The 16,060-nt window shown below is 44.7% G+C and carries 10 protein-coding genes; 7 read left to right on the top strand and 3 right to left on the bottom strand.

Annotation, left to right across the window (positions count from 1 at the left end; translation table 11 throughout):
* Nucleotides 1-428: 428 nt before the first annotated feature.
* From AB4513_RS11065 to AB4513_RS11035, 7 genes are all read left to right on the top strand, one after another.
* Entirely contained in the window at nucleotides 429-1,334 is a 906-nt protein-coding gene (locus tag AB4513_RS11065; RefSeq protein WP_102257363.1) for a DUF72 domain-containing protein, read from the top strand.
* A gap of 139 nt (nucleotides 1,335-1,473) precedes the next feature.
* Nucleotides 1,474-2,202 carry a carboxy-S-adenosyl-L-methionine synthase CmoA gene (gene cmoA / locus AB4513_RS11060; RefSeq protein ID WP_009846366.1) on the top strand — a complete coding sequence of 243 codons (729 nt, stop codon included), beginning with the start codon at nucleotides 1,474-1,476 and terminating at the stop codon, nucleotides 2,200-2,202.
* 182 nt (nucleotides 2,203-2,384) lie between these two features.
* Nucleotides 2,385-3,356 carry a tRNA 5-methoxyuridine(34)/uridine 5-oxyacetic acid(34) synthase CmoB gene (gene cmoB, locus AB4513_RS11055; protein ID WP_102257364.1) on the top strand — a complete coding sequence of 324 codons (972 nt, stop codon included), beginning with the start codon at nucleotides 2,385-2,387 and terminating at the stop codon, nucleotides 3,354-3,356.
* Nucleotides 3,357-3,621: 265 nt separating this feature from the next.
* On the top strand, nucleotides 3,622-4,362 hold the full coding sequence (locus tag AB4513_RS11050) for an ATP-dependent zinc protease (RefSeq protein WP_009846364.1): 741 nt from the start codon (nucleotides 3,622-3,624) through the stop codon (nucleotides 4,360-4,362).
* Between the two features lie 17 nt (nucleotides 4,363-4,379).
* Entirely contained in the window at nucleotides 4,380-5,885 is a 1,506-nt protein-coding gene (locus AB4513_RS11045; RefSeq protein WP_009846363.1) for an inactive transglutaminase family protein, read from the top strand.
* A gap of 3 nt (nucleotides 5,886-5,888) precedes the next feature.
* Nucleotides 5,889-6,848, top strand: a complete 960-nt coding sequence (locus AB4513_RS11040; RefSeq protein ID WP_012603623.1) for an alpha-L-glutamate ligase-like protein — start codon at nucleotides 5,889-5,891, stop codon at nucleotides 6,846-6,848.
* A 364-nt stretch (nucleotides 6,849-7,212) separates the two neighbouring features.
* Nucleotides 7,213-9,105, top strand: a complete 1,893-nt coding sequence (locus AB4513_RS11035) for a methyl-accepting chemotaxis protein (RefSeq protein ID WP_009846361.1) — start codon at nucleotides 7,213-7,215, stop codon at nucleotides 9,103-9,105.
* Nucleotides 9,106-9,418: 313 nt separating this feature from the next.
* Here the strand turns inward: AB4513_RS11035 and mukB are convergent, their stop codons facing one another.
* Genes mukB through mukF form a run of 3 tightly spaced genes read right to left on the bottom strand, consistent with a single transcriptional unit; the run spans nucleotide 9,419 to nucleotide 15,994 of the window.
* Entirely contained in the window at nucleotides 9,419-13,873 is a 4,455-nt protein-coding gene (gene mukB, locus AB4513_RS11030) for a chromosome partition protein MukB (RefSeq protein ID WP_009846360.1), read from the bottom strand.
* The gene (gene mukE, locus AB4513_RS11025; RefSeq protein WP_032555182.1) at nucleotides 13,870-14,676 is read right to left on the bottom strand and encodes a chromosome partition protein MukE; all 807 of its coding nucleotides are present in this window, start codon (nucleotides 14,674-14,676) and stop codon (nucleotides 13,870-13,872) included. The genes mukB and mukE overlap by 4 nt, the downstream gene beginning before the upstream one ends.
* Nucleotides 14,657-15,994, bottom strand: coding sequence for a chromosome partition protein MukF (gene mukF / locus AB4513_RS11020; protein WP_009846358.1), 1,338 nt, complete (start codon nucleotides 15,992-15,994; stop codon nucleotides 14,657-14,659). Before mukF ends, mukE begins: the two co-directional genes overlap by 20 nt.
* Nucleotides 15,995-16,060: the final 66 nt, after the last annotated feature.

Raw genomic sequence — 16,060 nt, 5'->3', positions numbered from 1 at the left:
TTTTAGCCCATCAAGTGCGCAAAGATTCATCAAAACCGAAAAAATTGCGATAATTATATCTCGAAAGTACCTTAATCAGCAAAACTCTCGTAAAGTAGATTTTAGGGCGCGTTGACCTTTCGTGGTTAAATTTTGTTCGAGATAAAAGCGTTTTAATCGCGGCGAGGGGGAAGTAGCCTAGTCATTCTAAGCAAATCTCCCTCAACAAAGAGTAAAACGCTTTTAGCCGAACCCTTCGGGCAGCGTTTGCTGGTCATTTCTACTACGTTATAGGCTTCTCATGTAGGCTAGCTACATATCAAAGCCTCTGCCTTGTATAAATACCCAGCAACTCGCTGCAAAAACCAGCTCGAAAGATCAACACGCCCTAATTTCAACCCAAAAATTTTTTGTAATGACTGATGGCGTGATAAATAACGGTGTAATAGATGGATGCTCGTGTAATAACAACAGAAACTTTACCTCTAAGACTTGGGTTAACAATGTGGTCTCACTCTGAGTGGCAAAGTCAGTTCTATGGTAAAGGAACAAAACCCGCTGAGCGCTTAGAAAAATACTCCCAAGTTTTTCATACCGTTGAAGGCAACACGACTTTCTATGCGACACCCAGTGTCTCAACGGTCAATAACTGGAAAGCCGCGAGTCACGATGATTTCAAGTTTACTTTTAAGCTGCCTAAGTTCATCACCCACCAGCAGCACTTAAAACATTGCCAAGCCGAGCTCAAAGAATTTCTGCTCACCATGTCGCCCCTACATAGGCGCATTGGTCAGTGGACGATTCAATTGCCCCATAGCTTCGAACCCAGCATGCTTCCTGCCCTGCAAAAATTTTGTACCTTGTTTCCAAAAGACATGCAGCTCGGCGTTGAAGTTCGTCACCTTGGTTTCTTTGATAAAGGCGATGCCGAAAAACGTTTCAATCATTGGTTGATAGAAGAAGGGATCAATCGCATCATTATGGATAGCCGTCCTGTTTTCTCCGCACCACCAACCACAGAAGCGGTGATCGACGCGCATCAAAAGAAACCACGTGTTCCGGTTCATGCCATTGCGACGGCAAACAATCCGATGGTTCGCTTTATTGGTCATCCAGATCAGGAACCCAATCTGGCTTTCTTTAAACCTTGGTTCGCGAAATTACCGACTTGGTTAAATGAAGGAAAACAACCTTATTTAATGATCCACACCCCAGACAATAATCACGCCCCTGAGTTGGCGATTGCTATCTATAAGCAATTACAGACGCAAGTTGCTGAACACACAAAGATAACCTTGCCTAATTTGGCGGAGTTTCCTGCTCAAAAAGGCGACCATCAAATCTCGATGTTTTGATAGTAAACAACTACTAACAAGCGTTCACTTTCATCAATCTCAGTTTTCGTGACAGCCGCGCTTTTTTTACGTAAAATACGTCCCCTTTTATTTGGTATGAATTTTGTGCCAATTACGCTGACTGTCGAGAGAAAATGCCATGAGCAACACAGACAATATCTTTTCCGCTCCTATTGATAAAATTGGAGACTTCACCTTTGATGCAAGGGTTGCTGAAGTATTTCCGGATATGATTCAACGCTCGGTGCCTGGTTATAGCAATATCATCTCTGCAATCGGCATGCTGGCTGAACGCTTTGTAAAGCCACATTCAAATATTTACGATCTTGGCTGCTCGCTTGGTGCTGCGACACTTTCTATGCGTCGTCACATTCAGCAAGAAGGCTGCACGATTTTCGCTATCGATAATTCAGAAGCCATGGTTGAACGCTGTAAGCTGCATGTAAACGCCTACCGCAGTGACACACCGGTAGAAGTGATTGAAGCCGACATCCGTGAAGTGGAAATCAAAGACGCCTCTGTTGTGGTGCTTAACTTTACACTGCAATTTCTGTCTCCTGACGACCGATACGCTCTGCTTGAAAAAATTCATGCAGGCTTACGCCCGGGCGGAATCTTAATCCTTTCTGAAAAGTACGTATTCGAAGACGAAAGTTCAAATGAACTGCTTATCGACCTGCACCATGACTTCAAGCGTGCAAACGGATACAGCGAGCTTGAAGTCAGCCAGAAACGCAGCGCAATTGAAAACGTGATGCGTCCTGACTCGATTACAGTTCACAAGCAACGTTTTGAAAAGATTGGCTTCTCAAGTAGCGAAGTGTGGTTCCAATGCTTCAACTTCGGTTCAATGTTCGCGATTAAATAGCGCACATACCCAGTCAGCTCGTACTAAAATGTCATCCTCAAGAGCGAGGAAGGAGCGTGTTGGGGGTCTCTATCAAGTACGATAAACCGAGACTCCCTATCATGTTCGTCCCTCACTGTAGGGAATGACAAATTTAATTTCTATTTTAGGGTTTATTGACCCTATTAACTCAGTGAAAAACTATGTTTAATTTTGCCAATTTTTATCAACTCATTGCCCAAGACACTCGCCTTCAGCCGTGGCTTAATGTTCTTCCTCAACAGCTGACGGATTGGCAAAATGCAGAACACGGCGACTTCGACCGTTGGTTGCGTGCACTGAATAAAATCCCGCAAGGTGTGCCTGACCAAGTTGATCTGAAAAACTCAGTGACGATTGGCAGCTCTACACCGTTCCACACGGGTGAACTTAAAAAGTTAGAAAGCTTACTGAAGACTTTCCACCCTTGGAGAAAAGGCCCTTACACAGTTCACGACATTCATATCGATACAGAATGGCGCAGTGACTGGAAATGGGATCGTGTGCTTCCACATATCTCTCCATTGAAAAACCGTTCGGTTCTCGATGTAGGTTGTGGCAACGGCTACCACATGTGGCGCATGCTAGGTGAAGGCGCTCGCTTGACGGTGGGTATCGACCCTTCTCACTTATTCTTGGTTCAGTTTGAAGCCATTCGTAAATTGATGGGCGACGACCAACGTGCTCACCTATTACCTCTAGGTATTGAGCAACTGCCAAAATTGGAAGCTTACGACACTGTATTCAGCATGGGCGTGCTTTACCACCGCCGTTCACCACTTGATCATTTGATTCAACTAAAAGACCAATTGGTATCTGGTGGCGAACTGGTACTTGAAACGTTAGTGATTGAAGGTGACGAAAACACTGTTCTTGTGCCTGTGGATCGCTACGCGCAAATGAGAAACGTGTACTTCTTCCCATCTGCACGCGCACTGAAACGCTGGCTTGAACAGGTAGGCTTTGAAGACGTGCGTATCGTTGATGAAAATGTCACAACGATTGGCGAACAACGCACAACAGAGTGGATGACACACAACTCTTTACCGGATTACTTAGATCCTAATGATCCAAGTAAAACCGTAGAAGGTCACCCTGCACCAAGGCGTGCGATTCTAGTAGCGACAAAACCTTAAGCTCTGTTACACAAAACCATAAGCTCTGTCGTCATACAGCCACCGTTATTTATATGTGGGAATTTTGATAAAAAAGAGAACTAATTGTACAAAAGTTGCGCTCATGTTTAATAAGTGAGCGCCCTTAAGTGACAATAATTTTCGTAGCGCTCACATTGCGATTCAATATGACCAGACTCTTACAATAGGATGCTTCACGCATCCTTTTTTGTGGGATAAACTTCTAAATAGTCTGAACTATTCTCTAATTTCCAAAGGTTTTTATATGTTTAAGCGATTATCGCCTATCGTGGCGGTTGGTTTGCTCTCTGGTTGCACCCTCACGAGCGGTGCTACCTACCATCAAGAAACTCTCGACGCTATTTCCCGCTCAGAGACAAACATCGCAAACAAGGTTCAAAATCTTGAACTGCAGCTAAGTAATCAAAGTGATTATATTGAAAGCTTGGAAGACGAAATTACCACTCTTTCTAGTCAATTAGATGTTCACCTGACCAGTATGGAACACAGGGTCATTGAAGAGCTAAAAGAAGCCGAGCCTGTTGCCGTTGCAGCTGCACCTACCGCTCCTACATCACAGCCGACTATTCTAGGCGGTATTGAAAAAGTATCGATCGACTCTATCAAACAAAGCTTCGATGCTCGTGTTGATACTGGCGCAACCACCTCTTCTTTAAATGCCGTCGACATCAAAGAATTCGAACGTAACGGTAAAGATTGGGTTAAGTTCCATTTGGCAGATAAAGCACAAGCAAAAGAAGACCAAAAATGGATCGAAGCGCCCGTTGTACGTTATGTGAAAATCCGTCAATCGACGAATGATCAAACAGAACGTCGAGCTGTGATCGAATTATGGGTAAAAGTCGGAAAAATCCATGAAAAAGCGCAATTTACATTGGCGGATCGCTCTCAAATGAGTCACCCTGTATTACTAGGGCGCGAATTTATCAAAGACATAGCGCTAGTAGATGTAAGTAAAAAGTACGTACAAACGGAAGTTAAATAACAATAGTAGGGTAAGCTATGACGTCAAGAATTCCATTTTATATTTCTATATTCCTGCTCATCGTGGCAGGTATAACTCTGAGTATGTTCAGACATACAACCTACGGTGTACCCTGGACTCCAGGCGAAACTAATCAAGTTTGGGACATTGAAGCTCGTATCGAATTCAATGCAGTGGGCAAAGAAGCAAAAGTTTCACTAGCCGCACCTCACACACAGTCTAACTTTACACTTATCGGCGAGTCAGCTTCATCACCAGGCTATGGCATTTCGTACTTGAATACAGATTCAGGTCGCCGTGCTGAGTGGTCAATTCGTCACGCAGATGGTCCGCAGACTATCTACTACAAGACACAGTTCTTAGTCGATAGCCAAGCGAACGTTACCTCAACACCTCCAGAAGGTGATGTGGCTCAACCAAGCTTTGATGGTCCTGAAGAAGCCGCGGCCCTTGCTTTGATTGACAGAGCAACCAAGCGCTCAGCAGACAACATCACCTTTACTCGTGAGTTAATCAAAACGCTTAACGATCCAGACAGCCAAAACTCAGCGCTGATTCTGAATAACATGACCAAAGTGGAAGCGACACACAAGCTACTTTCTGCCGCTAAAATCCACAACAAAGTCGTCGGTGTTATTGAACTGGAAGACGGACGTCGTCGCCAATCAATCCAACACATGAACCAAATTTGGGATAATAACCAGTGGGTTCTATTCTCTCCTGAATCTAGCGAGCAGCAAGTTCAACCAAACCTGCTAATTTGGGATGAATCAAATGTATCTCTATTAGACGTGGTTGGCGGTCAGAACAGTAAAGTTCACTTCTCTATGATTGCTCAGGAAGTTACTCCAACTGAAGCAACCAACAGTAAAGTATCAGCGGATCAACTGTTAAACCTTTCCATTCATAGTCTGCCGCTAGAAGAGCAAGCGATGTTTAAAACCATCATGCTGATTCCTATCGGTGCTCTGATTGTTGTGTTCCTACGTGTCATCATAGGTCTTAAGACTTCTGGTACGTTCATGCCCGTTCTGATTGCCGTGGCATTCGTTCAAACACAGTTGGTTACCGGTATTGTTGGCTTCCTACTGATTGTAGGTACCGGTCTTGTAATTCGAAGTTACTTATCCAAACTCAACCTATTGCTCGTGGCCAGAATATCCGCTGTAATTATTACAGTAATTATGATTATTTCGATATTTACTGTAGTCGCATTTAAAATCGGACTTACAGAAGGCCTATCAATTACGTTCTTCCCAATGATTATCTTGTCTTGGACTATCGAACGTATGTCTATCCTTTGGGAAGAAGAAGGCGCGAAAGAAGTTGTACTTCAAGGTGGTGGCTCTCTATTTACCGCGGTGCTTGTTTACTTAGGTATGACTAACCCGTTCATTCAGCACTTAACGTTTAACTTTATTGGTTTACAGCTTGTTATTCTAGCGACCATCTTGTTACTAGGTAACTACACAGGCTACCGTCTAACCGAGCTTCGTCGCTTTAAACCGCTAGCGGAGGACTAAGTTATGTTTGATCAATTTACTTCACCGTTTAAGTTGAAAGACAAAGGCATAATGGGAATGAACAAGCGTAACCATAGTTATATTGGCCGCTACAATGATCGTTCCAAGTACCCACTCGTTGATGACAAGCTTAAGACTAAAATCATTGCTGAACAGGCTGGCGCCACCGTGCCAAAGCTTATTGGCGTTATTAGCCACCAAGCTGAAGTAAAAACAATCCACAAGATGGTTAAAGAGTGGCCGGGCTTTGTAATCAAGCCCGCTCAAGGCAGTGGTGGTAAAGGCATCCTTGTTGTGATCTCTCATAAAGATGGGGTTTACACCAAACCATCGGGTTCTACTATCAATGAAGAAGATGTAGAGCGCCATATCAGTAACGCGCTCGCGGGCCTTTTCTCGCTGGGTGGCAAGAACGATGTGGCCGTAGTTGAAAACCTCATCAAGTTTGATGAGTGTTTTGAAGGCTTCAGCTACGAAGGTGTGCCAGACGTACGAATCATCGTATTCAAAGGCTACCCTGTGATGGCGATGATGCGTCTGTCCACTTCAGATTCAGATGGTAAGGCTAACTTGCACCAAGGTGCTGTTGGTGTGGGTATAGACATTGCGACAGGTAAAGCGGTTCGAGCGGTTCAGTTCGATCAGCCTGTTACACACCATCCAGATACGGGTAAAGAACTCGCGTTATTACAAGTTCCTCACTGGGAAAAGCTGTTAACTCTAGCATCAAGTGCTTGGGAAATGACGGGCTTAGGCTATATGGGTACTGACATGGTATTAGACCAAGAAGAAGGCCCTATGGTACTAGAACTTAATGCTCGACCTGGTTTAGCTATCCAAATAGCGAACGGCGCGGGGCTACTTCCTAGACTGCATCATATTGAAAACCTTGGCACGCCTGCTGAATATCCAAAACCTGCGGAGCGTGTTGCTTACGCTGCAAAACAGTTCGGTCACAACTAGTCAAAATTTTGTCACTTAAATTTTAGGCCAAAATTTGGGGTGTTTGGGGTTATCTCCCCTTGCATCCCAATCCTTTCTATACGCTTACTTCAGCAACACATTCACACCAAAAATAGATTAAAAGGTACTTATTTGTGCTAATTCCGCCTAGGAAGTAGAAAAATACGCACCATCAAAATCAATTAAAACCCATCAAATTTGTGTAGATACCCTATTCACTGTAAATCCCACGCATAAGTATTCACACTGCTTGTTTGTAACGACGTTCCCTTACAAAACGACCAACAAATAAATTGTAACCCTATGTTAGCATACGGATAATTTAGTCAATAAAATAAGCAACAACTGTTAAGGAAATGCTCTGATGACCGTCAAAAATAAGATTATGCTAACAATTAGCGGCCTAATCTGTTTAACGATTTTAGTTATATCTACGATAGGATATTTCGAATTTAAGTCTGCCACCACGGATGACTACCGTCATAACTTGTCTACGAAATCGTTTCTTGTAGCCAAAGCTGTCGAAGGGAAAATGGAAGCGTATTTCGGCGCTTTGGAAAGCATTTCAACCAGTATCCATACTGATAGATCCGGTAACATCATGATCAACCCGATGCTGTTGAAAATGATGACGAACAGTAAAGAATCTCTTGGTGTTCTTAATATTTACATCGGTCTTCCTGATGGCAAAACTTACGACGTTAAAAATCAAGGTATCATTCCCAACTTTAATGCTAAGCAAAAACAACGCGAATGGTTCAACCTTGGGTTTTCAGGTGCAAAACGATCAGTAACTAACCCTTACCTAGCAACAACAGGGCATTTAACCATGTCGGTTGTTATTCCTTTTAAAGCCAGAGGCGAAACGAAAGCAGTGATTGGCCTTAGTCTTAAAATGAGTGATATTACAGACTATATAAACGAGCTATCTGAAGAGCCAAACTTATTTGTCTCTCGCCAAGATGGTTTCCTTGTTGCCGCTAGCTATGAAGATTTTATTGGTAAAAATATCTACGATCTTCGACCATCATACCGTGAACACGGTAGTAAGATGACCAGTGAGCACTCTTACAATGTTCCAGATAAAGGCGATTTTTATGTCGTTTCGTCTCAAATTGAGTCATTAGGTTGGAATATTTGGGCTTGGGCAAGTTGGGACGACATTGAAGCGCCTTCAAATGCGATGGTGAAAATAAATACTGTAGTTGGTCTAATTTTCGCGGTTATGGCAACCGGAATAACATTCTTATTAGTTACCCGATTAATGTATCGTCCTATTGGCGGGGAGCCACAATACATAGAGGCTCTTGTTAGTCGAATCTCGGCAGGAGACCTGACCAACATCCCTAAATTAAATGGCGATGAAACGGGGATCTACCGTTCAACTCTTGAAATGGCAGGTAACCTCCAAGGTATTATTGGCAATATTGAGCAGTCTTCAAACTCTCTCTCATCACAATCTTCATCTCTTGAGACCTCGTCAAATCAGTTAAGTACCTCATCAGAAGAGCAAATGATGCAGCTAGAGCAAGTTGCAACCGCGATGAATCAGATGACCGCGACTGTTGCGGAAGTGGCTCAAAATGCGATGCAGGCATCATCATCATCCAATGAGGCAAGCCTTTCATCTCAGTCAGGTCTTGAGACTGTGGGTGACATGAACCAGCAAATCAGCTTACTTGTAACGAATATTGAGCAGGTTCAAGATTCGATTTTGGGTGTTGAAAAAGAAACTCAAAATGTAGGTAGCATACTTGATGTTATCCGAGGTATTGCTGAGCAAACAAACTTGCTGGCATTAAACGCAGCAATTGAAGCAGCTCGAGCGGGTGAGCAAGGTCGCGGCTTCGCCGTCGTGGCTGACGAGGTGCGTAACCTCGCTAACAAGACACAAGAAAGCACAAACGAAATACAAACCATGATTTCATCACTTCAAACTCAAGCAAAACAATCTGTTGAGCTTATGGTTGAAAATGCGGAAACAGCTAAAGTAACTCGTGAAAAGTCAGATCAAGCGAGTCAAATGCTGAATACTATTCAGCATGAGATTGGGACAATTCAAGACATGAACAACCAGATTGCAGCGGCAGCGGAAGAACAATCGCAAGTAGCCGTTGAAATCAACGAAAATGTAGTGAATGTAAATGATTTGGCGCGAGCGACTGTCGATGACGTCCAGCAAAATGTTCAAACAGCGCAAAATGTTAATAATGTTTCGGACGAACTGCATCAAACGATAAAGATGTTTAAGATCTAATCTTAGATAAGCTAAACGTACCGACAACCTATACGTTAAAGCCTAAGTATCAAAATCTTCGGCTTAAAAAAAGATAACGTAATTAAAACCGCCTTCTCTTCTGAGAAGGCGGTTTTTTTATATGGTAATAAGTTCAGGCTGAGTCATGCCAATCACAGTCAGTCATTATAAATAGCTCAGGAATACCACCCTCACCCTCACCCTCACCCTCACCCTCACCAAAAGAATACGAGACCCGTGAAGCTGCCAAACAAAAAAAGCCCCGAAGTTGTATACTTCGAGGCTATTAATTTACGGTAGATAGATTACGCTTCTAAGGGGTTTCGATAAGCTCTTGAACAGGAGATACCGGTTTGTTTTGAGCAAAACCACGCAGACCAACAACGTGTACGTGTTCGTGGTCTTTGAAGACCTTACGTACCAGTTTGTAGGTTGTACCTTTCTCTGGGCTAATGTTCTCTGGCGCAGCAATCAGAAGTTGCATACCTAAACGGTCACACAGTTCAAACAGCGTAGAGATCGACTTAGAATCCAGACGAGCGGCTTCATCAAGGAACAACAAACGACATGGAACGATGTCTTTACTACGAAGTCGACGTGACTCTTCTTCCCAGCTCTGAATAACCATCAATAGGATTGATTGACCAGTACCGATCGCCTCACCCGTAGACAATGCACCCGATTCCGCTTGTAACCAACCGTCTGAACCACGGTTAACTTCAACACTCAGCTCTAGGTAGTTACGGTAATCCAGTAACTCTTCACCAAGAACTTGTGGAGAACGTTGACCCATATCGATATGCGGATTGACACGTTGGAACAACTTCGCCATTGCTTCTGAGAAGGTAAAGCGCGTTGATTCAAACAAGTCTTTGTGCTGCTCTTGCTGAGTCGCTAGCCCTGATAGCAAAATCTCGTGACTTTCACGGATCTTAACGTTCAGACGTACGCCCTTAACCTGACCGAAGTAGATGTTAGACAAACCTTGGTTCAGCATTCGAATACGGTTCTGCTCGCGCTGAATCGTTTTCTTGATGATGCTTGCTACCGACTCAGAGCTGATCGCCAAGCGGTTTTCACGCTGCGTCAGTTCTTCTGTTAGTCGAGCTAGCTCAACTTCCATCTCTTCGATTGCTTCAACCGGATCATCCGTATGAATGATGTCTTGGCGAATACGCTCACGAAGGTGTTGGTAAACTGCGATGTAGAACAAAACCTTACGCTCTGGATGTGCGTTGTCTTCCGATAGACGCAGCGAGTCACGTAGGTCGTCATTGTCAGCCACAGCCAGACGTAGCGCACCCAGTGATTTATCCGACATAGAGCGAAGCTCGCCCGCCGTTAGGTAAGCCAGTTCACGCTTGTGTAGACGACGTTCAACATCGTTTTCACGAGCTAAGCGAAGTACTGAGCACCAGCCAGCTTTTGCTGCAACAACGAAGGTACGAAGTTCTGTGTACTCTTTCTGAACTTTCTTAAGACGCTTAGCTAAGGCTTTCATCTCAAGCTCTGTTGACGTAATCGTACGCTCGTATTCGCTCTTACGGCTGCGAGATGTGTGCAGACGCTCTTGAAGCTCGTCACGACGACGTACAGCACGCTCTTCAGCGCCTTCGTCAGCGTTTACGCCGAACTCTTGTAGCTCTTGTTTAAACTCTTGAACCGTTTCTTGCTTCGCTTGATGTGAGCTCTTCAGTGCCGCCAATACTTGGTTGTATTGGTTCATCTGTTCGCGAGCTTGCTTCAAGCCATCGCGGCCTTTGGTTCTTGCTTGTTCAGCTTGAACCAACTTCGCTTTTAACTGCTCGCTCAGTTCACTGCTCTTGTTAAGCAAATCAACAGAATCCGCGTAAGCAAAGTAGTGACGACGCTCAATCAGATCAGACAGCGCGAACACTTTGCCTTTTAGCGTTTGTAGCGCGTTGTCTGCTTGACGATATTCAGCTTCCAAAGCTTCGAACTGCTCTGGGTCAGCCTCTAGTGCAGATACGATTTGCTCTAGAGAAGTAAGCGCTTTGCCGTGCGTATTCAAGTAAGACTTAGCTTCACTTAAACGCTCTAGTTGTGCTTCTAATTCTGCTAAGCGCTCAGCCAATGTTTCGTCTTCTAAAATACGAACCATTGGCGCTAATTTATCTAGCGCACCGAGTGCCTGCTTGCTTTGTAGAAGCTGACTACGTTGTTGCTGCTCTTTAGAGTTAAGCTCAGCCAGAGAACGAACAATTTGATTACGCTTATCACGAATCGCAGCAAGTGCTTGTTCTGGATCTGCGTTAAACGCAACGTGCAGATGCTTAGCAACAAAGCTGTTGAATGCTTGGTATAGGCGATTCAGTTTCTGAGAGTCAAACGCAGCTTTGGCGTGGTTTTCTACCACAACGTCACGCTCTTCACGCAATTTCTCTAGGCGTTGCTCACGAGCTGCACGACCAAACAATGGAATCTCAGGGAAGCGCGAGTAACGCATTTGACGATCGTTCAGTTGAACACACACCGCACCTTCAAGCTCATCGGCATTGAATGAGCTGTCATCAAACGCATCTACATCACCTTCTAGGATGTAAAGGTCTTCTGGACAATCATCAAGATCCACCAGCTTCTCTTTAATGCCATCAAGGTCCGAAACCACAATTGCGTGACGAGCCGGGCCGTACATCGCACTGAAGTACGGCGCATCGCCAATCGTGATGTCATCGTAGATCTCAGAAAGCAGCACGCCACCAAGCGTATCCGCTAGACCTTTCAGGCGAGGATCGTTAGAACCACCTGGAGAAGCTAAGCGTTCAATCTCTTGCTCAAGTTCAGCTCGGCGCGTAGCCAACTGATCTTTTGCTACCGCTTGAGATTTCTCGTCTTCAAGCACTTGCTGCATTTGAGTCATTACTGCTTGGCTATCTTCTAGCTCAGCTTCTGTGTGATCTCTTAGGGCTTCAAGTGCATCGTTCGCCGTGATCCACGCTGGAGCAATAGACTCAAGTTTTTGAATCTCTTGGTCTTGGTTTTGTTGCACACGACGTTGCTCACTCTTCGCTTCACGCAGCTCTTCTTGAGCATACTCAAGAGATTCGATCTGGATTGCATGGCGTTCACGTTCTTCATCGAAAACCGTTTCGTCAGTCAGTGAGATGTTGTGTTGCTTTTGGTATTCAGTCGCAAGCTCTTTTGCTTGACGCTGCTGCGCCACATCACGAGCCATGTCGCGGTGCTGAGCACGCCACTGCTGTTCGTTTTCAACAACGTGTTTTGCGTTACGGCCTTTTTCTAACGCTTGCTTAGCACTGGTAGACGCTTCTTTACGCTCAACATCACCAACAATGCTTTTAACAAGAGACAGTGCTTTGTCGAACTGTGCAGACGCAGCAGAGGACATGTCTAGCTTATGTTTAGTCGACAGTAGCGTTTGAGTGCTTGATTCTTCTTGTGCTTTTAGCTCAGAAACCAGAGTTAATGCGCTTTCTGCCGTAATAGACTCATCACCAAGTAGCTGTTTAGTTTTCTCTAATGCTTGAACCGCTTGCTGGTATTGAAGCGCACGAGTCTGCTGAACATCCAACGCTTGTTGGTAGTCAGCAAGCTGAGTTTTCAGGCTATCCACTTCTTCTTCAGTTATGGTTGCCTGTTCTTCAGCAAGAAGTACTCGCTCTTGAGCTTCTTCAACCACCATAATCTGCTCTTCTAGACGCTCATTAAGCTCTTCCAGATCTTCGCTGTAACGAGCGATTTTCTCTTGCTGACGAAGTGCTGTTTGAACCAATTGAAGATGATCCGACGCCGCTTGATAGTCTTGCTCTAGTGCCGATTCTTGATCGACCAACAACTCAAGCTCTTCTTGAACGCGGTTCAACAAGTTGTTTTGATCAAGCAAGGTCTCGCGAGAACCAAACAGTTCACCACGAAACTTCATGGTTTGATCAAGCTTGTTACGACGATCGTTGGCATGGCGCATGTAATCTGCTGCCACGTAGTTCGTAGATTCAGTGATCAAGTGCTTGAACAGGTCACGATCCGACTGAGTCGTTTTGATCGCTTCTAGCGTCATGCGGTTTTCACGCAGTGCTGATTCCATATCTTGGAATGCTTTCTTCACACCGCCATTTTGCGGAAGAAGGTAATCACGCAGAGAACGTGTAATCGCACTTGAGATACCGCCGTAAAGTGATGCTTCAATCAAACGGTAGAACTTAGAACGGTCGCTGCTGTTACGCAGTTTCTTAGGAACAACACCGTACTCAAACATCTGTGAGTGGTAATCAACAATCGAAGAGAAGGCTTTAAAGTGCGCCCCTTCATATTGCGCTACCGCTGCTTTCACGTCGTTCAGTTGACACACACGAGCGTGGCTGTCTGAAACGTTCTGAATCAATACATCCGTTGGCTTCACATGGCTTGGAAGGCCTTGGATTACAAACGGTTTGATGTCGACCTTCTTATCACGACCCGCAACTTGCTGCAGTTTTACTGCAAACAATAGGCGTTGATTACGAGAGTTCACAACATCTAGCGCGGCATAACATGCGCCTGGCTGAAGCTTACCGTAGAGACCTTTATCACGAGATGACTGTGAGCTACCCGCTTCCGTAGTGTTACGGAAATGCAGAAGGCTTTGGTCAGGGATAAGTGCTGTAATGAATGCCGCCATTGTGGTCGACTTACCTGCACCGTTACCGCCAGAAAGCGTTGTAACCAATCCATCAATATCAAAAGTACGCGCGAAGAAGCCGTTCCAGTTGACCATGGTTAATGATTGATATTTACCTCTTTCAATCATGCTTCACCTTCTACCTTTGTTTGTTCGCTGTCGTTTGACTCAAGGTCAAAGTCAGCTTGATCGTTAAAAATGTCTTGTTGACCGTTTTCGTCTACGTCTAAATCTATTTCTGATACGGCTTCTGCTTGTTCTTCATTCAACAAGCTACCTTGGTTAGGCTCTTGAGTATGAACAACAGCTTCACCATCACGAATAAGTCGTAATTGCGCTTCTTTCATATCATCGCCAACACGAACATCCGCACCAAAACGGAACACCGCTTCGCTGATACGGAATTTACCTGTTTCACCAATCACGATCAGCATGCCGATACGACGTAAACGGCGTAAAGAAGTACGTACTTTTTCAAACAGCTTTTCTTTGTCTAAGTCAGAACCAGACGCACGGTTGGTTGCTAGCTTCATGAGTTTTTTCTCATCCGCTAACGACATCAGTTCATCAAACAACTCTTGATTGGTGAAGATGCCTTCATGAGCCAAACGCTCTGGGCTTAGGTATAAGAAACACAATACTTTACCAACTAGCATGTCGAGCTCAGACAACACACTACGCCCAATTAAAGACGTAGAACGCGGACGCAAATAAAAGAAACCTTCAGGCGCTTTTACCAGTTCCGTATTGTAGCGTTGATAAAAATGCTGAAGCTCAACTTCAAAATCAGAAAGCAACGCATGGTTATCGAGGTCTTCTGTTGAAACATGCTTGCCTGAACGCAACATGCTATCTAGCGCAGGAAACAATGGGTTCGCTATCGCTTTTACCAGTTTCTCTGGCATGTAATCATCAGTACTTGTTAATGACATTTGCTTGTACCTTTGCACCGAAATCGTTGATTGCCTGCCAATCTGGCTGAATAGCCTGATAGTCAGACTCTGAGTAACCTAAGCGAACGGCTTGGTCGACAACAATTCTGGCTAAATCAAAATGGTGTGTGCGAGGGTGCGCTGCGAGGTAATCACGCAGCACAAGGCCAAGATCAATTGGCGCGCCTTGCTGTTTGTGAGCTTTCAACATATCTGCGATTCGTTCTGAAAGTAGATCGTTCACTTGCTCAAATTCTTCGTATTCTACGTCGATTGGGGCTTGCCCCATCACTTCGTCATCACGGAGCACAAGTGCTTCATCACGAAGATCCGTGAGTTTTTCTGCGTCTGCGTAGGTCAATAACCAAGGCGCATCAAAGTAGTCAGTGACTGACTGACGCAAACGTTGGCTAAAGGCACGGTTTTTATCCATATCGATCGCGGTACGGATAAATTTATGCACGTGGCGATCGTAGCCGATCCACAAATCAATCGCTTGTTGGCCCCAACTGGTGATTCGGTCTAGCTTCATTTGCAAACCAAATAGGGTTTCACCTACAAACTCGAGCTCATCGTCACCATAAACAATTTCTTGAATATCAAGAATCTGGGTTTGCAGTTCATCGCCCGCCGCTTGCAAGGTGTCTTGCAACTCTTTTAGCGTGGCTGAGGTTTCCGATAGCAAAGACTCACAGTTGTTGATTGCTTCTCGCCAATCTTTATTTAAAAGATCCGCAATTTGCTGTTTGACGGTTTGTTGCTGTTCATCCATAACCCGTTGGTTAAGATCGATCTGATCAAAAATTTCGCCAACAGAATACTTGAGCACGCCGTACACATTCCTTCTCCAATGCCCCGGAGTTCCACCTTTCTGGGCGGCTTCAATGGCTTTTGCCATCTCATCGGCAACCATAGAAAGCTGGATAGACAGTTTTAATTTAGAAAACTGGCGGTGACGTAAGTAATAATCTGAGATACCAATCGCCAATGGCGATAAGCGATAAATGCTTGCACCATCTGTGATTTCGCTGGTAAAGCGGCTGATCAGCTTCTGTTTAACCAACTCATTGATAGCGTTGTTGGCACGAAACGCGGACGCTTCGCCAGTATCTTCAAACAGTCGAGTGACAATAGTGAATGCATCGTGCAGTTCACCCTCGCCCAACTCTTCATCGAACCTTTCATTGCTTAGTACGGCGATAGCAATCAAAAATGCTAAGCGCTCTGGTGGCAAGTTTAATGAAAAATCATGCTGCTTGACCCAGCCCACCAACTCATCAATTGGCTGCTCTTCGGCAGTTTGAGTCATTTCACTCATTGTGGTTCCTGTTACTGTTGTTCGTCATATCGAACGTATTAGATATGACGCCTATTTCTTTATGAC

It is taken from the genome of Vibrio sp. 10N.222.54.E6, assembly GCF_041473955.1.
Lineage (GTDB): Bacteria > Pseudomonadota > Gammaproteobacteria > Enterobacterales > Vibrionaceae > Vibrio > Vibrio tasmaniensis_A.
The sequence above is the reverse complement of the archived record's forward strand: the minus strand, read 5'-3'. Positions and strand labels throughout refer to the sequence as shown.

What these genes read in the sequence shown, in the direction of transcription:
- AB4513_RS11035 (WP_009846361.1), top strand. Translation starts at nt 7,213, where the DNA reads ATGACCGTCAAAAATAAGATTATGCTAACAATTAGCGGCCTAATCTGT.
- mukB (WP_009846360.1), bottom strand. Translation starts at nt 13,873, where the DNA reads ATGATTGAAAGAGGTAAATATCAATCATTAACCATGGTCAACTGGAAC.
- cmoB (WP_102257364.1), top strand. Translation starts at nt 2,385, where the DNA reads ATGTTTAATTTTGCCAATTTTTATCAACTCATTGCCCAAGACACTCGC.
- mukE (WP_032555182.1), bottom strand. Translation starts at nt 14,676, where the DNA reads ATGTCATTAACAAGTACTGATGATTACATGCCAGAGAAACTGGTAAAA.
- AB4513_RS11040 (WP_012603623.1), top strand. Translation starts at nt 5,889, where the DNA reads ATGTTTGATCAATTTACTTCACCGTTTAAGTTGAAAGACAAAGGCATA.
- cmoA (WP_009846366.1), top strand. Translation starts at nt 1,474, where the DNA reads ATGAGCAACACAGACAATATCTTTTCCGCTCCTATTGATAAAATTGGA.
- AB4513_RS11045 (WP_009846363.1), top strand. Translation starts at nt 4,380, where the DNA reads ATGACGTCAAGAATTCCATTTTATATTTCTATATTCCTGCTCATCGTG.
- AB4513_RS11065 (WP_102257363.1), top strand. Translation starts at nt 429, where the DNA reads ATGGATGCTCGTGTAATAACAACAGAAACTTTACCTCTAAGACTTGGG.
- mukF (WP_009846358.1), bottom strand. Translation starts at nt 15,994, where the DNA reads ATGAGTGAAATGACTCAAACTGCCGAAGAGCAGCCAATTGATGAGTTG.
- AB4513_RS11050 (WP_009846364.1), top strand. Translation starts at nt 3,622, where the DNA reads ATGTTTAAGCGATTATCGCCTATCGTGGCGGTTGGTTTGCTCTCTGGT.